The sequence below is a fragment of the Fictibacillus phosphorivorans genome, from assembly GCF_023715845.1.
GTDB classification, from domain to species: domain Bacteria; phylum Bacillota; class Bacilli; order Bacillales; family Fictibacillaceae; genus Fictibacillus; species Fictibacillus phosphorivorans_D.
In genome coordinates this window covers 1-26,362 of sequence record NZ_JAMBOR010000018.1, presented here as the reverse complement: position 1 = coordinate 26,362, position 26,362 = coordinate 1, and the positions used below count along the sequence as shown (strand labels likewise).

Genomic DNA, 26,362 nt, shown 5'->3' with positions numbered 1-26,362 from the left:
ATTATTATAGTTATATCTATATTATGTATAGATTTATCTATATTATTCAATGTGTAAAAAGTAATAATTCTTTATAGCACAAAGTCCCTACTCTAACTATTGATAAAATTTACTGATAATATAAAAACAGCTATAATTTTTAATATATTTAACACCTGTAGGAGTTAAATATAGGGGCGCATTAAAAAAGTTTGAGAAAGGGTGTTTGTATGTGCGATATCGCACTACGCTATAAGGAATTAAGGGAGGTGAATAGACTCAATCAAAAAGAGTTTGCTTTTAAAATTGGTATTAAACAGAGTTCTCTTAGTGATATTGAAAAAGGTAAAACTAGGCCTTCTGTTGATACAGTAATATCTACTAGTATTAATTTCAGCGTATCAACAGATTGGATACTTTTAGGGAACCAAAGTAAACTCATTGATAATAAGAATAAAAAGTTATTGACAACATTTAACCAATTGTCTATTAAAGATCAAGAAGAAGTACAAAAAATTATCGATATTAAAATACAAAACACCTAGTAAAAAATCTCGCGTTTTAGCGAGATTTTTTACTAGGTGTTTTATTAAATTCCAACTTTTTACAGGAATGATTTGTTTTTTGTCGAAATATAAAAAAAGGAGGGATACGGTGAAATATTTCGTTTTATATACTGGGGATGCAAGTAATGATCATGTTCATGAATGTTATTTAAAAGGACAATCAACAGATTACGTGGAAAAGTGCATTGATAAATATTCTAATGGATTTTTATCTACTAATAAATGGACATTAATTACCTCAAATATTGATTATGGTTTTTTAAGGGAAATTGATCAAAAGGAATTACCGTTATTAACAAATAAGAATTTTGCTGAAATCGATGAAAGTAGCTGCTTCTAATTTATATTAAAAAATTCAATCCTGTATTTATTTATGTGAAAATTTTTATAGCGATTAATTTCAACCTAAACGAATACAAGACATTATTGAAAATTGTCGATATAAATGTAAATTAACAAATAATAATTCACCATTTTAATACTTGGTTAAGTGTTCAATTAAGATGCCTTTTTCCTGCTAAAAACCGCAATGCATTTGGTTTTTCAAACTAATAACATCTCTTATATCAAATTGAAGCAGACATTGCTCTTTAGCAATGTCTGTTTTTTGATCAACTTTTTAAATCAACTGCAGAAATATATATATATTCAATCAAAAAAAGAATCCGTTTGATATAATTAACATTGGAGAAATATGAAAGATGGTGAAGGATTTGGAGCAAAAAAATCATAAAAGTTTTGTCGCTTTAATAAAAGAGATTGATGCTAAAAAGCATGAACAACGTAATAGAGGAACACTATTTGAGTTATTAGTCTCTGCTTACTTAGAAAAAGAACCAATGTATGCTCGTTTATTTGATAAGGTTTGGAAGTTAAACGAAGTTCCTACCGAATATCATATTCCAAAAAGGGATACGGGTGTTGATTTAGTAGCTAGAAAACGCGAAACTGGGGAATTAGTTGCTATACAATGTAAGTATTACTCTAAAGATACAGTAATTCGAAAAGAGCATATTGATTCATTTTTAAATGAAGTGGGAAAGAATTACTATTCTGAGGGCATTATTATAACTACTACTGATAAATGGAGTAATAATGCAGATGATGCTCTTAAATTCCGTAATAAAACAATTGTGCGTATATCATTATCTGACTTGCAGGAAAGTAAAATTGATTGGTCTGCATATTCTTTTAATAACCCTAGAAATGTGAAGCTTCAAGACAAGAAAACTCCTCGACCACATCAAATTCCGGCTATTGAATCTGTAATAGATGGATTTAAAAATACAGATCGCGGAAAATTAATTATGGCTCCTGGTACAGGAAAAACTTATACATCAATGGCTATTGCTGAGAAAATGGCAGCTGAGAAAAACAATGTCTTTAGAGTTTTGTACTTGGTGCCGAGCATTCAATTATTATCACAAACCTTACGCAGTTGGAATGCTGATACAAATTTTAACATAGATTCCATAGCAGTGTGTTCTGACAGAAAGGTTACGAAAGAAAAAGGTAATAATGAATTGGAAGACATTGCAGCTGCAGATTTAGGTTATCCTGCGACTACAAATTTTCAAAAACTATTGGATTATCAGATTCAAATTGAAAATAGTGATTTACAGGGAAACTTTTTGACTGTTTTTTCAACTTATCAGTCAATTGATGTAGTGGTTGAGGCTCAAAAGAACGGTTTCTATCATTTTGATTTGATAATTTGTGACGAAGCCCATCGTACTACTGGGGCAACTGAAAATGGAGAAGAAGCAAGTGCTTTCACCAAAGTTCATAGTAATAATAATATCAAAGCTACTAAACGCTTATATCAAACTGCAACACCTCGAGTATATGGTGAAGATGCAAAAAAGAAAGCTGAAGAAAAGTCAGTTTTAATTGCTGACATGAGCGATACTGAAATTTACGGGGAAGAATTTTATCGAATTGGATTTGGCGATGCGATTCGTAAAAATATTTTAACAGACTATAAAGTAATGGTTCTTGCCGTAGATGAAGAAGTTATTGCTCGTAGGTTCCAACAAATGTTAGCCCGTGAGTCTGAATTAGAATTTGATGACGTAACAAAAATTATTGGTTGTTGGAATGGCCTAGTAAAAAGGAAAAGTCATTCAGATGAAACTCTCGGAGAACCTATGAAACGAGCAATTGCGTTCACCGGTACAATTAACGATTCTAAATTAATTACTAATATGTTCTCAAAAGTTGTTGATGAGTACATAAATGATGTCAATGACCAAACAGATATATTCTCAATAGAAATTGAACATGCTGACGGCTCAATGAACGCACTTCAAAAAAACGAAAAAATCTCATGGCTAAAAGCTGATGTTCCTGATCTAACCTGCCGAATATTATCAAATGCAAGATTTTTAACAGAAGGTGTAGATGTTCCTGACTTAGATGCTGTAATGTTTTTGAAACCACGAAAATCAAAAATTGATATTGCGCAAGCAGTAGGACGTGTCATGCGTAAAGTATCTGGGAAAGATTATGGTTACGTGATTCTACCTATTGGAATTCCTGCGGGAGTTGATCCTAACACAGTCTTAGATAATAACGAAAAATATCGGGTGGTCTGGGAAGTATTAAATGCTTTACGTTCTCTAGATGAACGTTTCGACGCGACTATCAACAAACTAGAATTGAACAAAAAGAAACCAGATCAAATTCAAGTTATTGGAGTCGGAGATGCACCTGAAGATGGATTAGTAATACCAGAGCCCCAAGATAAACAATTAACATGGTCACTTACTGATGAAGATTGGTCAGAGCTCGAACGAGCAATATATGGAAAGATTGTAAGAAAAGTAGGAAATGTACGTTATTGGGAACAATGGTCTGAAGACGTAGCTGAAATTGCCCGTAAGCACATGATGCGTATTCGTGTCATGATAGAAGATAAGAAAGGCGAAGCATATAATGAATTTCAGAAATTTTTAGCGAGTTTACGTCACAATATAAATAACTCAATATCCGAAAACCAAGCAATTGAAATGTTGGCTCAACATTTAATTACAAAACCGGTATTTGAAGCTCTATTTGAATCGTATAGTTTCGTTCACAATAACCCTGTCTCGAAAGCAATGGATTCGATTTTGAATGTTTTAGATAAACAAGGACTTGTTAAGGAACAAGAAAAGCTGCAAGGCTTTTATGATAGTGTTCGTGTCAGAGCAGAAGGAATTGATAATTTAAAGGCAAAGCAGGAAATTATAATTCAATTATATGACAAATTTTTTAGAGTTGGATTTAGAGAAACGACAAACAGATTGGGAATTGTATTTACACCAATTGAAATAGTAGACTTTATTATTCATTCTGTTGATGATGTATTGAATAAACACTTCAACAAATCATTAGGAAGTGAAGGTGTTCATATTCTTGATCCGTTCACTGGGACAGGTACATTCATTACTCGTCTATTGCAAAGTGGCTTAATTCAAAAGGAGGCTTTGATCCGTAAATATACTCAAGAACTTCATGCTAATGAAATAGTTTTACTCTCTTACTATATTGCTGCTATAAACATTGAGGAAACGTTCCATGCAATATTAGGAGATAAATATTTACCGTTTGAAGGTATCGTTTTAACAGATACATTTGAGAGTACAGAGCATAAAAATTCATTTATGGATGAATTGTTTGATGAAAACAATTCAAGGTTAAAAAAACAACAAGAAAATCCAATTTTTGCGATCATCGGTAATCCACCATATAGTGCCCGACAAAGAAGTGAAAATGATAATAATGAAAATGTATCTTACCCTGTACTAGATAAAGCAGTTGAAGAGACTTATGTAAAAACTTCAAGAGCAACTGCCGTTCATTCAGTCTATGATAGTTATATTAAAGCGATCAGATGGGCAACAGACAGAATTGGTGAACAGGGTGTAATTGGCTTTATAACTGGCAGCTCATTTATTGATAAAACTAGCACTGACGGGGTACGTTATTCGTTATTTAATGAATTTAATCATATATACGTCTTAACGGGGAGCTATTCGTGCAAAATCAGGAGATGAGTCAAAAAAAGAAGGTCAAAACGTCTTTGATATAATGGCAGGGGTAGCAATTATTATATTAGTTAAAGATGGAAGTGATGATCACGAGATACACTATGCAGATATTGGAGAATATTTAAGCAGAAAAGATAAACTTGATAAACTGAAAGAGTGGCATTCGATTAGTGGTGTTAATCTTGAAAGGATAATTCCAGATGAAAAAAATGACTGGATTAATCAAACTGACAAAAAGTATGATGAATATCCAAGCCTAAATGAAGATGAAACAGCCATTTTTTATGAGAGACAATTAGGCGTAAATACTAAGCGTGATAAGTGGGTTTATAGTTTTTCAAAAGAAAAATTATATGAAAACCTCGAAACTTTTATTAGTACTTATAATTCAGATGTAGAGAGAACGAAAAATTATTCAAATCCTCAAGAGAAATTAACTAATATTACTCTTGATGAAAAGGAAATTAGCTGGAGTGATGAATTAAAGAGACTGTTAGTTAGAGGAGAAATTATTTCTTTTAATTCGCAGAATATTTTAACTGCACAGTATCGACCATTTACAAAAAAACATTTATATTTAGACAAAAAGTTAGTAGCTCGGCCTGGAAGATTTAAAGAACTCTTTTCTGATGATAACCAGATTATTTTAACCCCTGGAAAAAGTAGCCGCCGCGGCTTTTCTACTTTAATTACGAATTCAGTACCTGATTTAAATATTATGGATGCTGGAGCTCAAGGATATTATTTATTTGGAGTTAGCGAATTTTTCGGTGAAAAATTCAATATATCCGACAATAGTAAGTTAATTTATGGATTAGATAAGTTAGACATGTTTTATTACGTATATGGCATACTACATTCTTTAGATTATCGAGTAAAGTTTGCAAATAATTTAATTAAATCTTTGCCTCGTATTCCAGTTCTTAAGAATAAGGATCCATTTGTTGAAATAGGACGAAAATTAGCGGATTTACATTTAAATTATGAGAATGTTCCACCTTATGAAGAACTAAAATTTGAAGGAAAAGCAAATCCATCTTATAAAGTTAAGAAGATGAAACATCCCAAAAAAGGTGTTCTTGATAAAATCATTTTTAATGAAGATATTACCATTACAAATATACCTGAAAAAGCCTATCAATATATGATAAATGGTCGTCCGGCAATTGAATGGATTATTGATCAATATCAAGTTAAAACAGATAAAAAGTCATTTATTACAGATGACCCAAATGATTATTCTGATGACGAAAAGTATATTTTTAATTTATTGTTATCAGTTATCAATGTATCTGTTCAAACAGTTGATTTAGTAAATAGTTTACCACCTTTGGAAATTAAGGAATAAAGAAGTTTTGTTATTTATGGATTTTAATATGCACTTCCTCTCAATAATTTCCCTCTTAAAACTAAATAAAAGACTCACCAAATTTGGTGAGTCTTTTTCACTAGTGTATATAAGATGTTTGCACAAACTCATTATCATTGTTTAAAAAGACATTTTTATAATTATGCTCCACCTTTTGTAAAGGCCTTTCTTTTCATTAATGAGAAACTTTCTAAATTCTAGTTATTAATGTAAGTAAAGATTTATATTCTGGATTAAAAACAGAACTTTCATATACATATTCATTATCATGTGCATTCTCAATCCAAGTTGTTGCTCTTACCATATCCTCTTTAAATTCTTCTACATCGCTTTGACGTTTTAACAATTCAGATGCCATACTTCTTTTATCTATATCAGAACCAATATCTTTTAATTCTATACTATTTGAAAATGTTTTAGTTATTTTATTATTACAATCTGAAAATACTACTGCAAAACGATCATTATATTGTTCAACTAAACGATTACATATAGAAGTTAAAGATACTTCATATTTTCCTTCAGCTAACTCTTTAAGTTCAGTTAAGCTTGCTTTTTTAGATTTAAAAACATATAAATCCTTCTCTAGTTCTTCTGGAGGGGTAATTAAATTAGTTGTGAAGGAGTTAGCCTCCATTTCTTCTGTATTATCTGTTAAAAGCGTTGATTTACCCTTTTTTCTATAATAGTAAATTTCATCAGTATGCCAAGGAATTATTAGATGACCTATTAAAGTTGTTACGGCAAATTTAATCCTTGCATTATGTTTGAGTTCAGAATCTAGAATTATCGTATTATTTCTTTTAAATAATATTGCTTCCGCTTCTTTGTTTATGTCGCCAAAAATGATTTTTAAATCCAACTTATTTGCTAGTTTAAAAACGTCAATAGGTAGTTTTTTTTCGAAATATTGTTCATAAATATATTTGGAATATTGCTTAGGATCTGATGACAATGCTTCAATGTGTTTTTTTTGACCTGTAGTAAGAAGAATATAATTGAATATTTCTTCTTTCTTAAAGACTGTTAACTTACTGAGTATCTTAACAAGGACCTCGCTCATTGGGTCAAGTAAATAATCTTTATCAGTCTCAATTCCTGAAATTAAGTAATCAACCTTTACTCCTAAGGCATTAGATAATTTAAGCATCGCTTCATAAGAAGGATTTCTTACTCCAGATTCATACTGACTTATTGCAGGAGGTTTTAATCCTGCCCTTTTAGCTAACTCAGTTTGGTTTAATCCTAATTCTTTTCGTTTTTGAATAATTCTTTCTTTAACATCCATTAAATTAAATTCCCTCTCTATTTAACATGTTGTTATTAACTAAAATAACATATGTTATTTTATGTTGACAACCTTTATAACAAATGTTATTTTATTTATAACAAACGTTATAATAAGAAAGGGAGATAATTATGAAAAAACTAATTACAGTAACCATTAATGGTGAGGAAAAACAAGTTGAGAAAAGAGACTACTCTTTTCAAGAAATAATTGTACTTGCTTACGGAAGCTTTGATGATTCGCAAAAATCCTACACTCTGGTGTCCACATTAAAAAATGATGATGGTGAAAAGCACAGTCGAGAGTATTCTTTTGGAGACATGATTAAGATAAAGGAAGGAATGAGGATTAATGTCGACTCAACTAATAGATCATAATGAGGATTTAAAAAAGTTAAAAGATGAAGGCTTCAATATTTCTCTAATCAATCAGAATATTGTAATAAAAGGAATTCCCTATATAAATAAAGAGAAAAAGATATTATTTGGTACAATTTTTTGTCCTTTTACATTATCAGGAGAAAAAACTGTATTACAACAAGATCACACAGTAAGGTTTTCAGGTGAACATCCATGTGACCAATTTGGAAAAGAAGACAACTCTTATGTTAACAGTCAACAAACTTTTCCGCTGACACAAGATATTGTTGGAACTTATTATTTTTCATCAAAACCTGAAAGTGGAAGCTACCCTAATTTCTATATAAAGATTAAGAGGTATGTTAATTTGTTATCAGCCCCAGCAAAATCAATTGATCCAGGTGTAACTGCTCAAAACTTTGATTATAATAGTTACAACGAAGATAGTGTATTTAAGTACCCTGATACAAATACCGCAAGAGCTGGTTTTTCACATGTATCTGAAAAACTTAAGGGACAAAAAATTGCTATAGTGGGACTAGGTGGCACAGGTTCATTTGTGTTGGATTTCGTCAGCAAAACTCCGGTGAAACAAATTTCACTGTTTGATGGCGATTTTATGTATAATCATAACGCCTTTAGAATACCAGGTGTAATGAGTGAAGAAGAACTAAGTGAAAGACCTAGTAAAGTATCTTTTTTTGAGAAAAGATATGAAAAATTACGAGACGGGATTATAACATATGAAGTTTTTCTTGATGATTCAAATGTGAATTTATTAGAAGGACATGATTTTGTTTTTTTAACATTGGATAAAGCAGAAGCCAAAAAGGCAATCACAGAATTTCTTATGACTTCAAAAATTCCATTTGTTGACTTAGGAATGGGATTAACTCTTGTCGGAGATTCAATAAGAGGAACCATAAGAAAAACACTTATAACACCAGAGAATAGTTCATCATTAAATAAAATAGCAATCGGTCCAGCAGCGGATAATGATGTATATGCACAAAACATTCAAATATCTGAGTTAAATGCTTTAAATGCAGCACTTGGGATAATAGCATGGAAAAAGATGAATGAATTTTATTTATATGAAAACACAATTAATAATTCAACCTTTATAATTGATGTTCAAAAAGATTCCTATACTTAAACGCAAAAGAGAGTGGATTGATGATCCCAATCACGAAGATGGTTTAACGTCCGCATAAAAAAGGTATATTTCTTTTGTAAGCGAATAATAATAGTAACAGGATATATCCCTGCGGGAAAAAATAGCGTTGGACTTCCCGATGACTAATTTTTTCTCGTAAACTTTGTTGACATTCATGTACGTACGTGTTAACATGTTTTTACAGCTATTGAGACTCAAGGAGTTGGACTTTCCGACTGCTTGAATATCGTACATATTGGGGATTGGACATTCGATCGCCATTGAAAAAACACTACTTAATAGTAGTGTTTTTTGTTTTGTGGCGACTCATACTCCGTTACCCTTAAACCAATTAACCTTTTCACTTCGATAGAAACCGTAGTCCCCAGCCCAGCTTCTCTGTTAATTTCCCAATCCTTGATCGGTTCATCATCTTCTCTTTTGAAAAGAAAGCATGTCTTCCGCTACTTCTTGAATGTATTTCATCTTTTTGGCAACTTAACCGCCTTTTTCTGAAACAGAGTTAATTTGTTCATTTTTCTAGCAATGGAACTAATGGTTATTTTTGTTGATTTAACCGCCTCTTTGTCCCAATCTTGAACTACTTCTTTGACTAGTCCCAATATTCTCGGTCTCTTCTTCCAGTCTACTCGTCTATTCTGATGCTGTACGTGCCTTTTAGCAGGTGAATAAGCTTGAATCCACTCCTTATCATATCGATACAGATACATATAAACGACTTGTGCGATATCTCGTAATTCAGTTTTGGATTTCTTGGGTACTTCTGTTGAATTTCCATCCATCTTTCCTTTGAACAGTTAACAATGCATCGGTTTGGTCTAATTTTTTTTGGTAACTTTTGGTACAGGGGCTTTCCAAGGAACTTTCAAATGCAACCCGGCTGCATATTTTTTTTACTGTTGATTTATCCGCTCGTAATTCTTTAGCGATATCTTTTAAAAGGTTTCCTTCAGCAAAAAACAATATAAATATAACAAGTAAAAAACCCAATCAATATAAACTTGATTGGGTTTTTAAATTAATAATTAAGTATAAGTTATTGAATACAGTACCCTGATTGTGAGACTAGAGATTTACATCCACAGTCAGAAGTATATTTAGTCGTTGTACTTGCTCCTTTCGTACAGTCACAGCAAACATAATAGTTAGAAGAGCCAGAACAACTTGAGCACCAACAACCGGTACTTGCATAGCCCCAGGCTTTACTTAATTTATATCCTGAAGGGCAAGATGCAGATGAACCACATCCGGAGCAGTATTTCCCATTTGGCGGAGAACACCCACACCAACTTCCAACATACCAGCTTTGACATTTGTCACATGCTGCTGCAAATGCTTTATCAGCAAAAAATGTTAATCCAACTACACCACCGACAACACTACCAACTATTTTTGATAATGCTTTTCGTCTAGTAGTGGTTCTTGCTAATTTTATACTGGTGATTCTTGAAAGATCATCTAGAAAGTTTTTCATAGTTTCACCTCCTTTCACTTAAGAAAAGTAACTATAATAAAAGCAAAATAAAGCCACCACAAATAAGAAGAACACTACTGACCTTCTTCCATATATTTGCTCGTAAGAATACTAATTGGCTAAATGTTGCTACGTTACTTTCTTTGAAATGTAAGGAGAGACCACCAAATATAAGTGGTAAACTTCTGCCTAAACCATAAATAATTCCTAGAATAAATCCATATAAAGGATTTCCTAAGTACAGGGCTAATAGAAGCCAGACATAAAAACCTGAGTAGGTAATATAGGTTAGATATCCTGCCCCAATAGTTAACCCATACAAAAATGCACCTACATATTTGCGATTAATGATCCAAGAAACAGGAACTTGCCATTTTCTTTGTGGCATTGGTAATTTAATATACCCTACTTCTCTAAGTCCGTATAATATAGATATAATACCTACGATGAGAAGACTCCACTCAATAACTTTGAGATTTAGGGTTTCTCCAATAAAAGCTACTATTAATCCAGTAAATCCGCTAGATAAAGCAGCTGCTACGGTATATAGTATTGCCTGATAAAACCAACTTAACCAATTTGATAACCTTCCACCGGAAGGTCTGATCACATAGATCATATTAATTCCTCAGGCAGAATGGGTCATTAATATACCTGAAATGAGTGCAATGGATGCTCCAACAGTTACCTCAATAAACATCTTCTCACCTCCTTAGATAAAAACTTATTATTATACTGCCGTTTGTTGCTCCATTACTTCTTTTAAATCTTTTTTCCTTGAAGTATCAAAAAGGAATTTAATTGAATTGTTATCATTGATAACACCTTTAGAAACTACTTTTCTATTTTCATCAAGTAAGAAACCAAATGGAGTAACTTCTCCTTTAAATACCTCTTCAAATAATTTTCTATCTTCTAAGGCAATTACTGGACATCTTAAGGTTGGCAAAGTATCTTCCTTCTTTGAATCAATACTAAATACAACAATATTGAGTTTAGGAAATTCTATAATTAAATCATTTAGATTCGAAAGCAATTTTTTACATGGTCCACAAGAAGGTGATGTAAAAAGTAAAACCACTGGGTCCTTGTATTGTGATAACTTTATTTCATTGTCAAATGTAGTGTTAAAACTCAAATCTGGTACTGTATTACCGATTTTCAATCCTCCACGAGAGACCCCTTCTGCAGTCTTTAGATAAACTAGACCGAATTGCCTATAAACGAGTAACATCAGAAAAGATAGACTAATAACTACAACCCATAAAACTATGTATGAGCTAATAAATAACGTCCCCATAAATAACTCCCCCTCTAATTTCCGTATTCTTTCACAACTTGTTTATAAGTTTCTAACCCTTTTTGTACTAACTCGTTAGCCAACAGCAATGTTATCGTTAATAATCCGTATAAAACTATATCCTCCACAGAACTTTTAAACACTGTTTCTGAAAGCTCACTATTTACATATACATAGGCATGTAAGGAAATTAATAAAACAACTCTTATTAAAGTCGCTGCAGTTAATTTAGAAGCTCCGAAAGATTCAAAACAATGACAGTTCATATCTTTTTTTCTAACTATTGAGATCGTAATAGCTACACCATAAATCGACAGTAATATTACAGCAAAGAGTGATGCTAAAATAATGAATTTCTGGAACAAATAAGCGTAAGAAACAAATAGTTCAATTAGAATAGTACAAATAGCGAAAACCGGTACAATAGTAGTAGGTAATATTTCATACTCTTTAATTCCGGAGATAAAGTCCCGTAAATTCAATACCTTAGAGACGCTAGACCCTATAAAAATAGCTGCTAATATAACTAGCGAAGAATAAAATAATGACAATATTTCCACCTCCTTACATTTAAAGAATAATTTGCAAAAACTACTTTTCTAATATATACTATTATCAGAATATTCACAACAAAAATTTTGGAGAAATTTGGAGGAATTTACATGTTAAATAGTTTAGGTCCCGTTGGAATTATATTAATAGTAATGGTAGCATTTCTCATTTACGGTCCGAAAAAGTTACCAGAAATGGGTAAAACAGTAGGGCAAACTATAAAATCTTTTAAAGGTGGATTAATTGAAACTAAGGAACAAATTGTTGTGGAAACTGAAAAAGAGAATAAGGAAGAAAACAAACTAGAGGGGTAATACAATAAGATGAATGAAAAAAAAGATGACCTACAAGAATTTACATGGTTGGATCATTTAAATGAACTAAGAAAAAAAGGTTTTTATATCGTTATTGTTTTTCTTTTAACTTTTATTGTGGGTTTCTTTTTTGCAAAGCCAGCTTTTATGTTTATTAAAACTAGCCCAGGATTAGAAAACGTTACATGGAATGTATTTCACCCTGCTGATGCTTTCAAAATATATATGAAATTCGCTCTAGTAAATGCTCTCATATTCAGTATTCCTTGGACATTATTACAAATTTGGTTTTATATTAGACCCGGTCTTCACAAATATGAAAGAAAAGAAGTTTTATTTTACATACCATTATCTTTCTTATTATTTTTAATAGGATTGGTTTTCACTTACTTTTTAATAGTTCCATTTATATTTTCTTTCATTTCATATTTAAACAAAGACTTAGGTTTTGTTGAAACATATGGTGTAACTCAATATTTTTCGTTCTTGTTTAATATATTGATCCCTATATCACTTGTTTTTCAATTACCTGCATTGTTAGCTTTTTTTACACGTATTGGGCTTTTAAACCCACAATTCTTAGTGAAGATTAGAAAACATGCATATATGGCTTTAATTGTTCTTGCTGCACTAATTACTCCCCCTGATCTAACGATGGATATAACAGTTGCATTATTGATGATTATTTTATATGAAATAAGTGTAATTATGTCGAAATATATTTTTAGAAAGCATGTGCAAAGAAAACGCGGACATATAAAATCTATAACTCAGCAGCTTTAGGAGAAAAGAAATGGTTAGATATATATTAAATTTATTATTTACAATACTAGGTATTTGTATAATAGCCAGTTTGCCAACACTTTTCAGAAATGATATAGGCCTATTAAACTTTAGTTTATTTTTTCAAAATCTAAGTACATTATTAAAATCATTGCTTTCTCCTTTTGAAGTCACTTATCTTTCTGGTATGACTGAAAGAAACTTATTAGAAAATATTTTACCTTATCTTAAATATTCCATCGTTATACTTACCTCTGCGTATATAGCTGCACTATTATTAGGTATTACTTTTGGAATAATACTAACATTCAATATAAACAACTCTATAAGAAAAATAATTAATGTTTTAGGTTCTATTCCTGATATTACGATCTTTTTCTTTTTACAATGGATTTTCCTCTTAATTTATAAAAAGACTGGAATTTTATTATTTCAAATTGCTGGTGGGTTCGAAAATTCCTATTTTATACCGATAATTTCCCTAATGTTTATACCTTTAATATATTTTTTTAGGATTACTATCTTACTTTTAAGCGAAGAAATGCCAAAAAACTATATTGAATTTGCTAAAAGTAAGGGTATTTCAAAAACTCAACTAATTAAAAATCATTTATTTCCTAACATTAAGTTAAAACTATATAACTATTTAAAACCTGGGTTTTGGTACACTTTCTCAAATTTAGTTATCTTAGAGTTGATTTTTAATATACAAGGAATCATATGGTTTATATTAAATCACCAAACTGCAGAAGTAATTGCGTTTTCTTTGATCCTATTTTTAATACCCTGGAATATATTTTTTGTAGCTGTTGAAGCTTTTATGAAAAAGACAAAATTAAGGATGAATAACTAATGGTGTTTAGAAAAATTTTATATTTTTTATCCATTGGATATGTTGGTACTTTGTTGTTAATTAGTATTTTTTATTATTTTAAAACAGGAGATGTTATTCCCGAGGTAAAGTTACAATTCGAGAATGGCAATGCTTTGAGTCCACCCTATTCTCCATTAGAACACTTTCCACTCGGTACGGATAATAAATCAAAGGATATTTTTTATATTATACTAACTGGCGCGAAGTACACTTTGGGAATCGCATTATTAATTACATCTTTGAGAGTAGTGATCTGTCTTTTTTTAGGAGCTGTGTTTGGTACTTACTTAAGTCGAGGACTTAAGTATATTAAAGGGTTAGTTGACTCCTGGCACTATTTCCCTACTACACTTGCTGTATATTTAATTTTATATTGGATTTTAATACAAGATGCCTTGATAGATGGACAATTCACGCTTACATTCTCAGAAAGAGTATTAATACAAATTACTGTAATGGTTTTGATTGGGATTCTACCATTGTTTTATCTCTTAGCAAACGAATTTGCTAATATAAAAAATCTTGAGTTCATTGAAGGAGTCAAAGTTTTAGGTGGAAAAAAAACGTATATTTTATTTAAACATGCTCCCAAATTTATACTACCTAAATTAAGATTTATTTTTCTTCAGGAAGTAATTCATGTTTTATTATTATTAGTCCATCTTGGTGTAATGGGAATGTTATTAGGTGGAAGTGTTTTAACAAAGGATCTTTTTGAAAACGAAATTTTTACTTCATTAACAAATGAATGGTCTGGTTTAATTGGTTTGTGGTCTCGTTTCTTATGGACCACTTATGCGTGGATGCCCTTTATACCTATTACTCTCCTAACAGTAACAATTCTTAGCATGCAATACATTGTTGATTACTTAAAAGAATTAGAATTAAATAAACAAGTTAAGGACTCTTATGTAAAGATAAATAAAAAAAATTTAGAAAAGAATAAAATTACAACAAATCCTTCTAATGAAAAATTTGTATACCTTCAAAAAAAGGGAAGCTAAAAAAGCTTCCCTTTCCCCATATATTTACTTTACTTCAATTACCATATTGTCTATATACGTTTCTCCTATATATACTAATAGTTTCCATTTTCCTGGATTCTTTATTGACATATTTGAGGGTATATGAGCATTTGCACCATTGTTAGGACCACTTAATTCTCTAGAAGCCCATACAAGTTTGCCATCAAGTTCTAGTACGGGTTCAGCAGTTTTGCTCCCCTCTTTGAATCCTAAAACTGTTAACTTTCCACTAGGCAGATTCTCCCCCCAAAAATGCCACATATATTTTGAAGTTTTCTCGCTTTTAAAGGGTTCATTAATAACTCCCATTTTTTGTGGTTTTCCTATAAATTCAAACCCTCCAGATTCAAATGTTGGGCTTATATTCCAACTAGTGTTAGTTAGTATTTCTTCATTAAATTCAACTGGTGCTTCAGACTCTTCTTTTAACGGACTATCTGATACCTCTGTTTTTTTATTACTCTCCTTCTGTAGAACCTTTGTTTCTTCCTTATTGGTACATCCAATTGTAATGATGATTAATAGTAATATTTTTAATAATAATAAAGCCCACTTCAAAATTAATAACCTCCTTCCTAATACTTATAAATACGACAAACTGCTAAATTTCACCTTTATGGATTCTAAAAAAACAACTTTTCCTATATTAAATTTAACAAATAACATAAACTGTTTTATGGAGTGTTCATTGATCGGATATCCATTGGCAATCCATAAAAAATATCCATTTTTTGTTAATATTAAATTATTTACCTAATAAATTCTATTCGCAAGGGTGCACCTTAGTGGATGATTGGAAAGAGTGATTAACCAGAGAGAAAATTTATTAACAAGTTGCTTTTACAAAAGGAAAAGCGTTGGTCTAATGGACCAACGCTTCCTCTTTTTGTTGTATTTTTAACCAAATTATATTCACAACAAGTTTTTTGATTCACACTTGTATTGTTCACGATATAGTTATCTCAAAACATCAGTACTTTAAAATCATTAACGATAAAAATGACATTAAATATATTGAATGTCATTTTTAATTATTTTTTGTGACATTATTAATTATAACTCACATGCGGACAGATCAAATTAATTTATTCTACTGTTACTGATTTAGCTAGGTTACGCGGCTTATCTACGTCACAGTCGCGGTGAAGCGCTGCGTAGTAAGAGATCAGCTGCATCGGAAGTACAGATACAAGCGGAGTCAAGTACGGGTGAATTTTCGGAAGAACGACGCGGTCGCTTTCTTCTTGCATTCCATCCATAGAAATCACGCATGTGTACGCACCGCGTGCCGCTACTTCTTTTACGTTACCACGAATGCTTAAGTTAACGTGCTCTTGTGTAGCTAGAGCAATAACTGGCGTACCTTCTTCGATCAACGCGATCGTACCGTGCTTAAGTTCTCCACCAGCAAATCCTTCTGCTTGGATGTAAGAGATTTCTTTAAGCTTCAGTGCAGCTTCTAAACATACATAGTAGTCTGCAGCACGACCGATGAAGAATGCGTTGCGCGTTACAGCTAAGAACTCACGAGCAATTTGTTCCATCTCTTCTTTTTGATCACATAACACTTCCATCGCGTTTGCTACGATCGCAAGCTCTTGAAGCGGGTTAAAGTCTAACTCGATGCCTTTCGCACGAGCAGAGTCAACTGCTAAGATCGCAAGTACAGCGATTTGTGCTGTGTAAGCTTTTGTAGAAGCAACTGCGATCTCAGGACCAGCATACAAGCTAAGCGTGTAGTTCGCTTCACGAGAAAGTGTAGATCCTGGTACGTTTGTAAGAGTTAAGGCTCTATGACCTAATTTCTTGATCTCAACTAACACGGCACGGCTGTCTGCAGTCTCTCCTGATTGAGAGATGAAGATAAACAACGGCTTTTCAGATAAAAGCGGCATATTGTAAACGAACTCACTTGCGATATGTGTTTCAACTGGAATGTTAGCAATGTTTTCAATAAGCTGCTTCCCAACAAGCCCTGCATGGTAGCTCGTTCCGCAAGCGATGATGTAAATACGGTCTGCTTCTTTCATTGCAGCACGGATGTCATCATCAAGTTTAAGGTCACCATTTTCGTTTTGGTACTGGTTAATGATGTTACGCATTACGAAAGGCTGCTCATCAATTTCTTTTAACATGAAATGAGGGTATGTGCCTTTTTCGATATCGTTTGCATCTAGTTCTGCTGTGTAAGGTGCACGTTCAACCACTTCACCATCAAGAGTCTTGATTGTATAGCTGTCACGTGTCACGATTACGATTTCTTTATCCATTAATTCAACATACTGATCTGTTTGAGAAAGCATAGCCATTGCATCACTTGCAATAACGTTGAAGCCTTCACCTTTACCCACTAACAATGGGCTCTTGTTCTTACCAACATAGATGGTTTCAGGGTTTTGGTTGTCAATTAGACCGATCGCATAAGAACCTTTTAGTTCAGACAATGTACGGCGGAATGCTTCTTCCACTTCCATGCCTTCTTTTACAAAATGTTCAACTAGCTGAACAATAACTTCTGTATCTGTTTCAGACAACAATTCTACACCTGGAATGTATTGTTTCTTCACCTGTTCATAGTTCTCGATTACACCGTTGTGTACAAGTGTAAAGCGTTCTGTTGAACTTTGGTGTGGATGTGAATTCACTTTGCTTGGAACACCATGAGTTGCCCAGCGTGTATGCCCGATCCCTACAGATGCTTCAACACCTAGATCAACGCTCTCACGCAAGTTAGCAATACGGCCTTTTTCCTTGAATACATGAACTCCGTCTTCGTTCAGTACAGCGATTCCTGCTGAATCATATCCGCGGTACTCTAATTTCTCAAGACCACGCAATAAGATTTCTTTTGCATCATTATTTCCAATATAACCTACGATTCCACACATAAATAAACGTCCTCCTTAAGCCATCACACTCTGCTGACGGCTTACATAAGGGGGCCGTGAGCGGGGCTCACAACCCCACCTATGTTTTCTATTTTTATTTTGGTTTTCACTTGCTTTCGTCTTTGTACAGGAAGTCGCCTTGCCTGGTTTAAACAAAAGCTTACGGAAGTGAAAGTTCCGAGAGGCATCCGCCGAAATATCGATGAACCTCTTCCTCGTCAACTGCTTTTTTCCGCTCAGCAGTTCAGGCGCTTTGGATGAATGATTACTAGTAACTCCTTTCTCTTTTAGAGTAAACAAAAATAATCATACACGGGTTTTTCAAAACCGTCAATTATTATTCTTTCCCTAAATAAGAAAAAGTTGAAACAACATACAGCTCCATAATAAAAAATATGCATAAGCAACCCTTTTTGTGAGCCGCATATGCATATGTTTCGTGCCCTTTTTCATTTTGTGTCGGAAAATGATCTTCCTTTTTATACTAACTCTTTTTTAACAACCTCAACGATTGTTTCTGCATGCTTTTGGCATAGTTCTTCTGTTGGCGCCTCTACCATTACTCGAACAAGCGGTTCTGTTCCAGAAGGACGAACAAGTACTCGGCCGTTTCCTTCAAGTTCGGTTTCCACTTGATCGATAGCTGTTTTGATCGCTTCATTTCCGTTCAGCTTGGATTTATCCGCTACTTTAACATTGATCAAAAGCTGAGGGAATTTTTTCATCTCTCCCGCTAGTTCTGATAATGGCTTTCCTGTTGCTTTTAAAATGGACGCAAGCTGGATGCCGGATAGAAGTCCATCACCTGTTGTTGTGTAATCCAAGAAGATAATATGACCTGACTGTTCTCCACCAAGATTATAGTCGTTCTTACGCATCTCTTCCATTACATAACGGTCACCAACAGCTGTCTGTGCAGACTTCATGCCATTTGCTTCAACTGCTTTATAGAAGCCAAGATTACTCATTACAGTTGAAACCACGGTATCCTGCTTCAGACGGCCTTGATCTTTAAGATGTTTCGCGCAAATGTACATAATTTGGTCACCATCGACAATGTTTCCTTTTTCATCGATCGCGATCAAACGGTCTCCGTCACCATCAAACGCTAATCCCATGTCACAGCCTTTTTCTTTTACAAGCGCTGCAAGCTTCTCTGGGTGCGTGCTTCCAACACCATCGTTGATGTTTAAGCCGTTCGGACTTGTTCCCATCGTTGAAATATCTGCTTCCAGGTCAGCAAATAAGTGCGGCGCATGTGAAGATGTCGCACCGTGAGCACAGTCTAGGGCAATATGGAGCCCTGAGAAGTCTCCTGGTATTGTTTGCTTCAGATATTGCATGTACTTCTGTCCGCCCTCGAAATAATCGCTGACAGAGCCTAAGTCGCCTCCTACAGGACGAGGCAGTTCATCTGTTTCTTTATCTAAAAGTGCTTCGATTTCTGCTTCTTGTTCATCTAAAAGTTTGAAGCCATCAGCACCAAAGAATTTGATCCCGTTATCTGCAACTGGATTATGAGAAGCAGAGATCATGATTCCCGCTTGTGCACCCAAAGCTTTTGTAATAAAGGCAACTCCAGGTGTTGAAATAACACCTAAGCGCATAACTTCTGCACCAATGGATAAAAGCCCAGCAATAAGAGCCCCTTCTAACATTTGTCCTGAAATACGTGTATCACGACCGATTAAGATTTTTGGCTTCTCTGTATCTTTTGTTAGGATATATCCTCCAAAACGCCCTAATTTAAACGCAAGTTCAGGCGTTAGCTCTGTATTTGCAACTCCTCTTACTCCGTCGGTACCAAAATATTTTCCCATTATTGCTCTCTCCTTCATCTATTGACTGCTAGTTTCTGTTTGAATTTCCACACTGGCTTCTTGAACTGTATCCGTCAGATCAATATCAGCAGGATTTTTCCAATCAATCTTAACCTCGTGTGTTCCCTCTTCAAGCTGACTTATATCTAAAACACCTTTGAGGTCAGACTTTTGAAGCCCATCCAGTACACTCTTCTTGCCTTTCACCGTCACATCCACGGTTCCATCTACTGGATCTATGATCGTCGCTTTTTTCTCATCGGTTGTCCCGAGCAAAGTTAATGGAACATCTTTAAAGGTTCGTGTAACCTCTTGGTCCTGGTCGTTCACTTCTTTTGCTTCGACATCAACATCAACCGATACGTTTACCTCTTTTACAGATACAGAATCAATTCCTTCTGGTACAGGAACATCTACTGTGAGTGTTGTATCTTTTTTAATTTTACTAAGATCTATCGAAATCTCATTAAAGGTATCATATTTTTCTAAAGACGTTGTTGTACCAGTCAACGTTATCTCGTTAGGATCAGTCGTTATTGAAGCAAGTGAGAGGCCTTCTTCCAGCTCACCTTTTGTACGGACCGAGATCGGTACTGTTTTTTTCGGTTTGCTTATCGGCACAGTAACCTTTGCTGTTTCTGGATTAACTTGTACATCAATCAGATCACCTTGTTGATTGTATGCACGTAAAGGTACTTTGGTCTCTATCGTTTCCTCTGCATTGCCTACATCTACAAATCCCGTAATAAATGAGATCTGGTTGATCATTCCTTCTGGCCCTGTGACGTTGACTGATCGTGGAGAGAATTCAACATCCCCGGCCGTATAACCCTCTGGAAGTTTTCTTACGTTTTTCAGATCAACATTTACTGGCATCTTTTTCGTAACTTTCTTATGAAGCATGACATCAACGTATTCAGGCTTCACTTTCGCTTTAACACCTTCAGGAAGACCTCGCACGTTTACTTTAACTCGTTTATTTCCCGGGTCCTCATTTGTTAGATCGATATAGGCTTCAACATCTTTATCTACCTTTATCGCTTTTGTAATCAAACGACTCGAGCCCGTTAAGGTAATATCAACGGAAGATGGTAAATCTGTTAAGACATAATCTTTTTCATTAAAATACGGTGTGATTTCAACGTCCTGAATGGTCTCGCTCTCCGTATACATTTTCGAAAAAATAGAACGGTTCGTTTCTTCTTCCTGCGTTTCCATGGTTACGATGGTGTACATCATTAAAGCAAGGAGGAAAGCAATGATTTTAACAAACCATGAACTATTAAGGAGTTTGTCCATTTTTCTTTCCCCTCCAATTCCAGCGAGATGAGGAAGTGGACTTATTCGCAATAATCAATTCTGCATGCAACAAATTTCTTAAAGACTCTTCGTCCAAATTCCGATAAATTTCTCCGTTTTTTGTGAGGGAGATCGTTCCTGTCTCCTCAGAAACGACAACGGTTATCGCATCTGTCACTTCACTGATCCCTAATGCAGCCCGGTGTCTAGTCCCAAGCTCTTTGGAGACAAAAGGACTCTCTGTAAGCGGCAAATAACAGCCAGCTGCAAAAACCTGACTTTGTTTTATAATGACAGCTCCATCATGGAGCGGTGTGTTCGGTACAAAAATATTCGTTAACAGTTCGGATGTCAAATGCGCTTGAATCGGAATCCCTGTCTCTACGTATTCACTTAATCCTGTTTCTCTTTCGATAGAGATAATCGCCCCGATACGGCGTTTAGACATATAGTTCGTAGACTTCACGATAGCTGAGATTGTTTTCTCTGTTTCTTCTTCTTCAGGAATCCCTGTTCTTGAAAAGAATCTGCCCCGGCCAAGTTGCTCTAGCGCTCTTCTCAGCTCGGGCTGGAAGATTATAATAATAGCTAGTAAACCATATGTAATGACTTTATCCATCAACCAAGACATCGTACGAAGATCGAACGAGCTGCTTAGGAACCAAACGACAATGATCACACTTATCCCTTTTAACAATTGAACAGCTTTCGTTCCTCGGATAATCATGATCAATTTATAGATGACATACGTCACCAATAAAATATCAATGATTTGTGTAAGGTAATTAAAAATATTAAAATCTGCGATTGGTAACATAACTTCCCTCCCAACTCGGGTATGTGTTCCAAGTTGAAATTTCATAATAGATTTAACTTATTTATTATAGCATACCTCAATTTAAAGAAAACTGAGCATGCTAGTCTCAATTTTCATGAAATTGCGGCCAATCCTGGTAGTAGTGGAAAGGAAACTGCTTACGTATAGGGAGAATGAGAGCCTGTCAAAAATCCCACGAAAACCGGGATTAATCCCACGAAAAATGAGCTTTTCCCACGTTAATCGTAATAAATCCCACGTTAATTTGAAAATAACCACGAGAAGACATTCTACGACAAATTTAAGCGCTGTTGTTGATAGTGCCCACCTCACGTCTTCACCCATTAAAAAAAGCCGTCTCTAAACGGCTTTTATCGTTATTTTGCATCGTTTCTTCTTTTGTACTAACCAATGATTTCAACTTGTACCATACCCATTCGACCACTTGACCGATTTCTTGACTGTGTCCGGTTACTTCTCCTGCTGATGCAAGATATTGATTTCCTTTTATAACGGTTACATTGCCCTCTACTTTTCCTTCAATACGGACGTCTGCATTCTCTACAACAAGATCACCTTTTATCGTTTCACCAGCCGGAACCACAACCACTCTTTCAGACTTTTTGATCTCAAGGTTACCTTCACCTTTTACTACGGCCAAATCTTGTTGATTATAGCTTGTAAAAACGGATGCGGCCATAAAGAACATAAAGATCGCCGCTGCTGTTAAAGCAGGATGGCGCTTCATCCATCGTCTCCATTTGATCTGCTGCTTCTCTTTTGGCAGCTTAGCCATAACAGCTTGTGTAAATCCTTCAGGAGCTTTTATGGTCGAGTTCTGATACTGTAATTCTTTTAGGGTCTCTAAAAGCATCTCGTATTCTTCTTTACACGATTCACATTCTTCTAAATGAGTATAAAAAACATGCTCTTCTTCTTGCGTTGCTTCACCATCGAGTACCTTATTCATCAATTCATCCAATACAGAAGCTTCACACTGCATTTTTATCGTCACCTCGTTTTAACAACCATTTGAAATACTTTCTTCAGCGCTTCTCTGCCTCGATGTATACGAGTTTTTACAGTTGGTACGGGTATGTCCATAATATGGCTGATTTCTTCAAGTGATAAATCTTCAACATACTTTAGTACAATTGCTGTTCTATACTTTTCGGGGAGCTTCATGATCTCTTCTTGCAGTTCATTCCATCGTTCATTTTCAGTAACCACTTGTTCAGGAAGCGGTTCATCCGTTGAGAGCTGATTATACATCGTAGCTCCGTCTGTGCCAGGCACTTCAGCATCTAAATAGTAATCCGGTTTCTTTTTCCTGAGCCTGTCGATGCAGAGGTTCGTAGCAATCCTGAAAATCCAAGTCGAAAATTTATATTCATTATTGTATTTACTTATATTACGGTAAGCTCTTAAAAAAGTTTCTTGTGCTAAATCTTCTGCTTCGTGCCCATTGCCGACCATCCGGAAACAATGCCGGTATATTTTATCTTTAAAAAGGTCTACAATGCCTTCAAACGCTTCCTGGTCTCCTTTTTTGACTTGGGAAACCATATTCGCTACTAAGGCGTCCATCTATTATCACCACTCGGATTTTATTTACGTATCAGTTTGACATTGGTTTCAATAATTTCATTATTTTTTTATTTTATCATGTTGCAGAATTTGACGAAATAAAAAGGTATAATTTTCTAGTCGCAGTGTTTCAAACTAATAAGCCCTGGGAATATTAATCATATCAAATACTTTAAACGATTGAAGAGAGGGGTTGTTTGTATGCATAGAGATGTCTTGATCGAACAAATTGAACACTCCAGACAGCAAATGAATGAGCTTTCAAAGCATCTTCCTTTAATCGCAGAAGAAGTCGTTGAACTTTCTCAAGAAATCGACCAACTACTAAATCAATTCCAACGCATAAATGAAAAAGAACAGTTGCTTCCGTAAAGAGGCAACTGTTCTTATTTGTATTTTATAGAAGTTTTTCTCCAAATAAAGATCCCATTAAGGCGACAGCAACGGTTGCTGTTTTATTCTTTTCATCAAGAATTGGATTTACTTCTACAAACTCTGCTGATGTAATGATTTCTGCTTCTGCAAGCATCTCCATCGCCAGATGACTCTCTCTGTAGCTGATTCCGCCAAGTACAGGTGTACCTACTCCCGGAGCATCATGCGGATCTAAACCATCCAGGTCAAGACTAAGGTGAACGCCATCCGTATGTTTCAAGTATTCGATCGTCTCTTCCATTACTTTTGTCATACCAAGTCGATCAACTTCATGCATCGTGTAAACTTTAATCCCTTTTTCTTTTATGAGTTCTCTTTCCCCTTCATCCAATGAACGTGCACCTATGATAACGATGTTTTCTGGCTTAACTTTTGGTGTATAACCGCTGACGTTCGTTAAGGCATCATGACCAATTCCGATCGAGGCAGCTAAGGGCATTCCATGGATATTACCGCTTGGAGAAGTATCCTCAGTATTTAGATCACCATGCGCATCATACCAGATGACGCCTAGGTTTTCGTAATGCTTAGAAACCCCTGCTAACGTTCCGATCGCAATACTGTGATCTCCACCTAGTATTAATGGGAACTTTTTGTTATCGATTACGCTTGATACCGATTCAGAAAGCTTTTCACTCGCCTCCAAAACGCCGCTCAAGTTTTTAAGGTTACCTTCGTTCTCAATCCTTTGTTTTTCAGGACGTGCAATCTCTATATCCCCTAAATCCTCAACTTGATAATTAAGGTTTTCTAAACGCTCAATAATACCTGCATATCGTATTGCGCTCGGCCCCATATCTACGCCTCGGCGCATTTGTCCTAAATCCATTGGAACTCCAATTACGGAAATATCCTTTAACCACATTTCTTCTTCCTCCCTTATAAAAAACAAAAAACTAACAATATTCCTACTACTATTGTAGCTGTAAGGCTTTTCATGGTTCAACTGGACAAAATTTTGCATAGATATACCAAAAATAGAGTGCTTTTGATTCTGAAATACATATTTATAAGCATGAGATGGAAAAACAAAAAAATAGCATTAATTCGATCCTTTTTAAAAGGGTAAAACGATCGTGTTTTTTTTTGACAATAAAAAAGAAGATGGACAAAACCATCTTCTGAATTTTTTGATATAAAAAAAATCAGACCATTGTCTGATATCCATTGTTTGTTATGTATATGGTGGAGCTTAGCGGGATCGAACCGCTGACCTCCTGCGTGCAAGGCAGGCGCTCTCCCAGCTGAGCTAAAGCCCCAGAGTTAAAATGGAGCGGGTGATGAGAATCGAACTCACGACCAGAGCTTGGAAGGCTCTTGTTTTACCACTAAACTACACCCGCGCATAAATGCATTATAGACTTTTTTCTTGTTTTATATACAAGATACAAGATGGTGGAGGGGGACGGATTCGAACCGCCGAACCCGGAGGGAGCGGATTTACAGTCCGCCGCGTTTAGCCACTTCGCTACCCCTCCACATAAAAAAAGAATCGATCTCGCTATGTTACTGCATCTATCAGCAGTTTCATAAAGAATATTCTTCGTAACAACAATTTTATCTTTGTTTCGGTAAAAATAAAATTGTGGTGCCGGCTAGAGGACTTGAACCCCCAACCTACTGATTACAAGTCAGTTGCTCTACCAATTGAGCTAAACCGGCAAGTAAAAAATGGTGGAGGATGACGGGATCGAACCGCCGACCCCCTGCTTGTAAGGCAGGTGCTCTCCCAGCTGAGCTAATCCTCCAAAGGTTAGTATTCAGTTAAAGAAAAGTTGGTGACCCGTACGGGATTCGAACCCGTGTTACCGCCGTGAAAGGGCGGTGTCTTAACCGCTTGACCAACGGGCCAATCATATTGTTATTATGGAGCTTCCAACCGGGCTCGAACCGGTGACCTCTTCCTTACCATGGAAGCACTCTACCTGCTGAGCTATGGAAGCAAAAAAGGAATGGCTCCACAGGTAGGACTCGAACCTACGACCGATCGGTTAACAGCCGATAGCTCTACCACTGAGCTACTGTGGAATAATAGAATTTAAAATATTTTGAGATGAAACCCAGCGACGTCCTACTCTAACAGGGGGAGACCCCCAACTACCATCGGCGCTGAAGAGCTTAACTTCCGTGTTCGGTATGGGAACGGGTGTGACCTCTTCGCCATCATCACTGGACCTTATATCTCAAAATGTTTTGTCCGGTTGGGACAAGATAAATTTTATTATATTTCCATACATTTTGCAAGAGTTTTTTTAATGATTTTCATCATTTTATGTTCTCTCAAAACTAGATACGACGTTTCCAAACGTTTCATACAATAGTAAGGATAAGCCCTCGACCGATTAGTATCTGTCAGCTCCACGTGTCGCCACGCTTCCACACCAGACCTATCAACCTCATCATCTCTAAGGGGTCTTACTCACTT

Annotated in this window: 25 protein-coding genes, 8 tRNA genes and 2 rRNA genes; 11 read left to right on the top strand and 24 right to left on the bottom strand. The window is 35.0% G+C overall.

Annotated features, from left to right (window positions below; all coding sequences use genetic code 11):
* The first annotated feature begins 209 nt into the window (after nucleotides 1-209).
* The 4 genes from M3206_RS13770 (at nucleotide 210) to M3206_RS19105 (ending at nucleotide 5,924) form a co-directional block, all read left to right on the top strand.
* Nucleotides 210-524 carry a helix-turn-helix domain-containing protein gene (locus tag M3206_RS13770; protein WP_251313104.1) on the top strand — a complete coding sequence of 105 codons (315 nt, stop codon included), beginning with the start codon at nucleotides 210-212 and terminating at the stop codon, nucleotides 522-524.
* Between the two features lie 109 nt (nucleotides 525-633).
* The gene (locus M3206_RS13765; RefSeq protein WP_251313103.1) at nucleotides 634-885 is read left to right on the top strand and encodes a hypothetical protein; all 252 of its coding nucleotides are present in this window, start codon (nucleotides 634-636) and stop codon (nucleotides 883-885) included.
* 361 nt (nucleotides 886-1,246) lie between these two features.
* On the top strand, nucleotides 1,247-4,582 hold the full coding sequence (locus M3206_RS13760; protein WP_349774018.1) for a DEAD/DEAH box helicase family protein: 3,336 nt from the start codon (nucleotides 1,247-1,249) through the stop codon (nucleotides 4,580-4,582).
* A gap of 34 nt (nucleotides 4,583-4,616) precedes the next feature.
* Nucleotides 4,617-5,924: a type ISP restriction/modification enzyme gene (locus M3206_RS19105; RefSeq protein WP_349774017.1), complete on the top strand. Its 1,308-nt coding sequence runs from the start codon at nucleotides 4,617-4,619 to the stop codon at nucleotides 5,922-5,924.
* 211 nt (nucleotides 5,925-6,135) lie between these two features.
* On the opposite strand, the gene M3206_RS13755 is transcribed toward M3206_RS19105, so the two are convergent.
* The gene (locus M3206_RS13755; RefSeq protein WP_251313102.1) at nucleotides 6,136-7,233 is read right to left on the bottom strand and encodes a helix-turn-helix domain-containing protein; all 1,098 of its coding nucleotides are present in this window, start codon (nucleotides 7,231-7,233) and stop codon (nucleotides 6,136-6,138) included.
* A 131-nt stretch (nucleotides 7,234-7,364) separates the two neighbouring features.
* Here M3206_RS13755 and M3206_RS13750 point away from each other — a divergent pair, with 131 nt between their 5' ends.
* Together M3206_RS13750 and M3206_RS13745 are read left to right on the top strand one after the other, a co-directional pair.
* Nucleotides 7,365-7,610, top strand: a complete 246-nt coding sequence (locus M3206_RS13750) for a hypothetical protein (RefSeq protein ID WP_251313101.1) — start codon at nucleotides 7,365-7,367, stop codon at nucleotides 7,608-7,610.
* A complete protein-coding gene (locus M3206_RS13745) occupies nucleotides 7,585-8,748 on the top strand; it encodes a ThiF family adenylyltransferase (RefSeq protein ID WP_251313100.1) in 1,164 nt (387 codons plus the stop codon). The genes M3206_RS13750 and M3206_RS13745 overlap by 26 nt, the downstream gene beginning before the upstream one ends.
* A gap of 482 nt (nucleotides 8,749-9,230) precedes the next feature.
* Here the strand turns inward: M3206_RS13745 and M3206_RS13740 are convergent, their stop codons facing one another.
* The 5 genes from M3206_RS13740 to M3206_RS13720 all read right to left on the bottom strand — a co-directional run bounded on the left by M3206_RS13740 (nucleotide 9,231) and on the right by M3206_RS13720 (nucleotide 12,094).
* Nucleotides 9,231-9,551, bottom strand: coding sequence for a TnsD family Tn7-like transposition protein (locus M3206_RS13740; RefSeq protein WP_251313099.1), 321 nt, complete (start codon nucleotides 9,549-9,551; stop codon nucleotides 9,231-9,233).
* 254 nt (nucleotides 9,552-9,805) lie between these two features.
* Nucleotides 9,806-10,243, bottom strand: coding sequence for a hypothetical protein (locus M3206_RS13735; RefSeq protein ID WP_251313098.1), 438 nt, complete (start codon nucleotides 10,241-10,243; stop codon nucleotides 9,806-9,808).
* 31 nt (nucleotides 10,244-10,274) lie between these two features.
* Complete coding sequence (locus M3206_RS13730) at nucleotides 10,275-10,862, bottom strand: hypothetical protein (protein ID WP_251313097.1); 588 nt, start codon at nucleotides 10,860-10,862, stop codon at nucleotides 10,275-10,277.
* Nucleotides 10,863-10,973: 111 nt separating this feature from the next.
* Nucleotides 10,974-11,543: a TlpA family protein disulfide reductase gene (locus M3206_RS13725; protein WP_251313096.1), complete on the bottom strand. Its 570-nt coding sequence runs from the start codon at nucleotides 11,541-11,543 to the stop codon at nucleotides 10,974-10,976.
* A gap of 14 nt (nucleotides 11,544-11,557) precedes the next feature.
* On the bottom strand, nucleotides 11,558-12,094 hold the full coding sequence (locus M3206_RS13720; RefSeq protein WP_251313095.1) for a MauE/DoxX family redox-associated membrane protein: 537 nt from the start codon (nucleotides 12,092-12,094) through the stop codon (nucleotides 11,558-11,560).
* Between the two features lie 111 nt (nucleotides 12,095-12,205).
* On the opposite strand from M3206_RS13720, the gene M3206_RS13715 reads away from it, so the two are divergent.
* Genes M3206_RS13715 through M3206_RS13700 form a run of 4 tightly spaced genes read left to right on the top strand, consistent with a single transcriptional unit; the run spans nucleotide 12,206 to nucleotide 15,070 of the window.
* Entirely contained in the window at nucleotides 12,206-12,409 is a 204-nt protein-coding gene (locus M3206_RS13715) for a twin-arginine translocase TatA/TatE family subunit (RefSeq protein ID WP_251313094.1), read from the top strand.
* Nucleotides 12,410-12,418: 9 nt separating this feature from the next.
* Nucleotides 12,419-13,192, top strand: coding sequence for a twin-arginine translocase subunit TatC (gene tatC, locus M3206_RS13710; protein WP_251313093.1), 774 nt, complete (start codon nucleotides 12,419-12,421; stop codon nucleotides 13,190-13,192).
* Between the two features lie 10 nt (nucleotides 13,193-13,202).
* Nucleotides 13,203-14,045 carry an ABC transporter permease subunit gene (locus tag M3206_RS13705; RefSeq protein ID WP_251313092.1) on the top strand — a complete coding sequence of 281 codons (843 nt, stop codon included), beginning with the start codon at nucleotides 13,203-13,205 and terminating at the stop codon, nucleotides 14,043-14,045.
* Nucleotides 14,045-15,070: a peptide ABC transporter permease gene (locus M3206_RS13700; RefSeq protein ID WP_251313091.1), complete on the top strand. Its 1,026-nt coding sequence runs from the start codon at nucleotides 14,045-14,047 to the stop codon at nucleotides 15,068-15,070. Before M3206_RS13705 ends, M3206_RS13700 begins: the two co-directional genes overlap by 1 nt.
* A gap of 24 nt (nucleotides 15,071-15,094) precedes the next feature.
* Here M3206_RS13700 and M3206_RS13695 read toward each other — a convergent pair whose 3' ends face one another.
* The 7 genes from M3206_RS13695 to sigW form a co-directional block, all read right to left on the bottom strand.
* A complete protein-coding gene (locus tag M3206_RS13695) occupies nucleotides 15,095-15,649 on the bottom strand; it encodes a DUF4871 domain-containing protein (protein WP_251313090.1) in 555 nt (184 codons plus the stop codon).
* 527 nt (nucleotides 15,650-16,176) lie between these two features.
* Nucleotides 16,177-17,979 (bottom strand): glutamine--fructose-6-phosphate transaminase (isomerizing), encoded by a 1,803-nt coding sequence (glmS, locus tag M3206_RS13690; RefSeq protein ID WP_251313089.1) that lies wholly within the window; start codon nucleotides 17,977-17,979, stop codon nucleotides 16,177-16,179.
* 479 nt (nucleotides 17,980-18,458) lie between these two features.
* Nucleotides 18,459-19,799, bottom strand: a complete 1,341-nt coding sequence (glmM, locus tag M3206_RS13685) for a phosphoglucosamine mutase (RefSeq protein ID WP_251313088.1) — start codon at nucleotides 19,797-19,799, stop codon at nucleotides 18,459-18,461.
* Nucleotides 19,800-19,817: 18 nt separating this feature from the next.
* On the bottom strand, nucleotides 19,818-21,098 hold the full coding sequence (locus M3206_RS13680) for a CdaR family protein (protein ID WP_251313087.1): 1,281 nt from the start codon (nucleotides 21,096-21,098) through the stop codon (nucleotides 19,818-19,820).
* A complete protein-coding gene (cdaA, locus tag M3206_RS13675) occupies nucleotides 21,082-21,915 on the bottom strand; it encodes a diadenylate cyclase CdaA (protein WP_251313086.1) in 834 nt (277 codons plus the stop codon). The genes M3206_RS13680 and cdaA overlap by 17 nt, the downstream gene beginning before the upstream one ends.
* Nucleotides 21,916-22,252: 337 nt before the next feature.
* Nucleotides 22,253-22,918 (bottom strand): anti-sigma factor family protein, encoded by a 666-nt coding sequence (locus tag M3206_RS13670; RefSeq protein ID WP_251313085.1) that lies wholly within the window; start codon nucleotides 22,916-22,918, stop codon nucleotides 22,253-22,255.
* 8 nt (nucleotides 22,919-22,926) lie between these two features.
* Nucleotides 22,927-23,502: an RNA polymerase sigma factor SigW gene (gene sigW / locus M3206_RS13665; RefSeq protein ID WP_251313084.1), complete on the bottom strand. Its 576-nt coding sequence runs from the start codon at nucleotides 23,500-23,502 to the stop codon at nucleotides 22,927-22,929.
* Nucleotides 23,503-23,703: 201 nt separating this feature from the next.
* Between sigW and M3206_RS13660 the strand changes: the two genes are divergently transcribed.
* A complete protein-coding gene (locus tag M3206_RS13660) occupies nucleotides 23,704-23,874 on the top strand; it encodes an aspartyl-phosphate phosphatase Spo0E family protein (RefSeq protein ID WP_251313083.1) in 171 nt (56 codons plus the stop codon).
* 25 nt (nucleotides 23,875-23,899) lie between these two features.
* On the opposite strand, the gene rocF is transcribed toward M3206_RS13660, so the two are convergent.
* From rocF to M3206_RS13605, 11 genes are all read right to left on the bottom strand, one after another.
* Nucleotides 23,900-24,802, bottom strand: a complete 903-nt coding sequence (gene rocF, locus M3206_RS13655) for an arginase (protein WP_251313082.1) — start codon at nucleotides 24,800-24,802, stop codon at nucleotides 23,900-23,902.
* A gap of 318 nt (nucleotides 24,803-25,120) precedes the next feature.
* A tRNA-Ala gene (locus tag M3206_RS13650) sits at nucleotides 25,121-25,196 on the bottom strand.
* 10 nt (nucleotides 25,197-25,206) lie between these two features.
* Nucleotides 25,207-25,280: transfer RNA gene (locus tag M3206_RS13645), tRNA-Gly, on the bottom strand.
* Between the two features lie 50 nt (nucleotides 25,281-25,330).
* Nucleotides 25,331-25,415 (bottom strand) — tRNA-Tyr (locus M3206_RS13640).
* 108 nt (nucleotides 25,416-25,523) lie between these two features.
* Nucleotides 25,524-25,599: transfer RNA gene (locus M3206_RS13635), tRNA-Thr, on the bottom strand.
* Between the two features lie 10 nt (nucleotides 25,600-25,609).
* A tRNA-Val gene (locus M3206_RS13630) sits at nucleotides 25,610-25,685 on the bottom strand.
* Nucleotides 25,686-25,713: 28 nt separating this feature from the next.
* Nucleotides 25,714-25,788 (bottom strand) — tRNA-Glu (locus M3206_RS13625).
* A gap of 16 nt (nucleotides 25,789-25,804) precedes the next feature.
* Nucleotides 25,805-25,880, bottom strand: a tRNA-Thr gene (locus M3206_RS13620).
* Between the two features lie 10 nt (nucleotides 25,881-25,890).
* A tRNA-Asn gene (locus M3206_RS13615) sits at nucleotides 25,891-25,965 on the bottom strand.
* A 30-nt stretch (nucleotides 25,966-25,995) separates the two neighbouring features.
* Nucleotides 25,996-26,111, bottom strand: a 5S ribosomal RNA gene (gene rrf, locus M3206_RS13610).
* A gap of 148 nt (nucleotides 26,112-26,259) precedes the next feature.
* Nucleotides 26,260-26,362: ribosomal RNA gene (locus M3206_RS13605) — 23S ribosomal RNA — on the bottom strand; the annotation flags it as partial.

What these genes read in the sequence shown, in the direction of transcription:
- M3206_RS13770 (WP_251313104.1), top strand. Translation starts at nt 210, where the DNA reads ATGTGCGATATCGCACTACGCTATAAGGAATTAAGGGAGGTGAATAGA.
- M3206_RS13760 (WP_349774018.1), top strand. Translation starts at nt 1,247, where the DNA reads ATGGTGAAGGATTTGGAGCAAAAAAATCATAAAAGTTTTGTCGCTTTA.
- M3206_RS19105 (WP_349774017.1), top strand. Translation starts at nt 4,617, where the DNA reads ATGGCAGGGGTAGCAATTATTATATTAGTTAAAGATGGAAGTGATGAT.
- M3206_RS13755 (WP_251313102.1), bottom strand. Translation starts at nt 7,233, where the DNA reads ATGGATGTTAAAGAAAGAATTATTCAAAAACGAAAAGAATTAGGATTA.
- M3206_RS13750 (WP_251313101.1), top strand. Translation starts at nt 7,365, where the DNA reads ATGAAAAAACTAATTACAGTAACCATTAATGGTGAGGAAAAACAAGTT.
- M3206_RS13745 (WP_251313100.1), top strand. Translation starts at nt 7,585, where the DNA reads ATGTCGACTCAACTAATAGATCATAATGAGGATTTAAAAAAGTTAAAA.
- M3206_RS13740 (WP_251313099.1), bottom strand. Translation starts at nt 9,551, where the DNA reads ATGGATGGAAATTCAACAGAAGTACCCAAGAAATCCAAAACTGAATTA.
- M3206_RS13735 (WP_251313098.1), bottom strand. Translation starts at nt 10,243, where the DNA reads ATGAAAAACTTTCTAGATGATCTTTCAAGAATCACCAGTATAAAATTA.
- M3206_RS13730 (WP_251313097.1), bottom strand. Translation starts at nt 10,862, where the DNA reads ATGATCTATGTGATCAGACCTTCCGGTGGAAGGTTATCAAATTGGTTA.
- M3206_RS13725 (WP_251313096.1), bottom strand. Translation starts at nt 11,543, where the DNA reads ATGGGGACGTTATTTATTAGCTCATACATAGTTTTATGGGTTGTAGTT.
- M3206_RS13715 (WP_251313094.1), top strand. Translation starts at nt 12,206, where the DNA reads ATGTTAAATAGTTTAGGTCCCGTTGGAATTATATTAATAGTAATGGTA.
- tatC (WP_251313093.1), top strand. Translation starts at nt 12,419, where the DNA reads ATGAATGAAAAAAAAGATGACCTACAAGAATTTACATGGTTGGATCAT.
- M3206_RS13705 (WP_251313092.1), top strand. Translation starts at nt 13,203, where the DNA reads ATGGTTAGATATATATTAAATTTATTATTTACAATACTAGGTATTTGT.
- M3206_RS13700 (WP_251313091.1), top strand. Translation starts at nt 14,045, where the DNA reads ATGGTGTTTAGAAAAATTTTATATTTTTTATCCATTGGATATGTTGGT.
- glmS (WP_251313089.1), bottom strand. Translation starts at nt 17,979, where the DNA reads ATGTGTGGAATCGTAGGTTATATTGGAAATAATGATGCAAAAGAAATC.
- glmM (WP_251313088.1), bottom strand. Translation starts at nt 19,799, where the DNA reads ATGGGAAAATATTTTGGTACCGACGGAGTAAGAGGAGTTGCAAATACA.
- M3206_RS13680 (WP_251313087.1), bottom strand. Translation starts at nt 21,098, where the DNA reads ATGGACAAACTCCTTAATAGTTCATGGTTTGTTAAAATCATTGCTTTC.
- cdaA (WP_251313086.1), bottom strand. Translation starts at nt 21,915, where the DNA reads ATGTTACCAATCGCAGATTTTAATATTTTTAATTACCTTACACAAATC.
- M3206_RS13670 (WP_251313085.1), bottom strand. Translation starts at nt 22,918, where the DNA reads ATGCAGTGTGAAGCTTCTGTATTGGATGAATTGATGAATAAGGTACTC.
- sigW (WP_251313084.1), bottom strand. Translation starts at nt 23,502, where the DNA reads ATGGACGCCTTAGTAGCGAATATGGTTTCCCAAGTCAAAAAAGGAGAC.
- M3206_RS13660 (WP_251313083.1), top strand. Translation starts at nt 23,704, where the DNA reads ATGCATAGAGATGTCTTGATCGAACAAATTGAACACTCCAGACAGCAA.
- rocF (WP_251313082.1), bottom strand. Translation starts at nt 24,802, where the DNA reads ATGTGGTTAAAGGATATTTCCGTAATTGGAGTTCCAATGGATTTAGGA.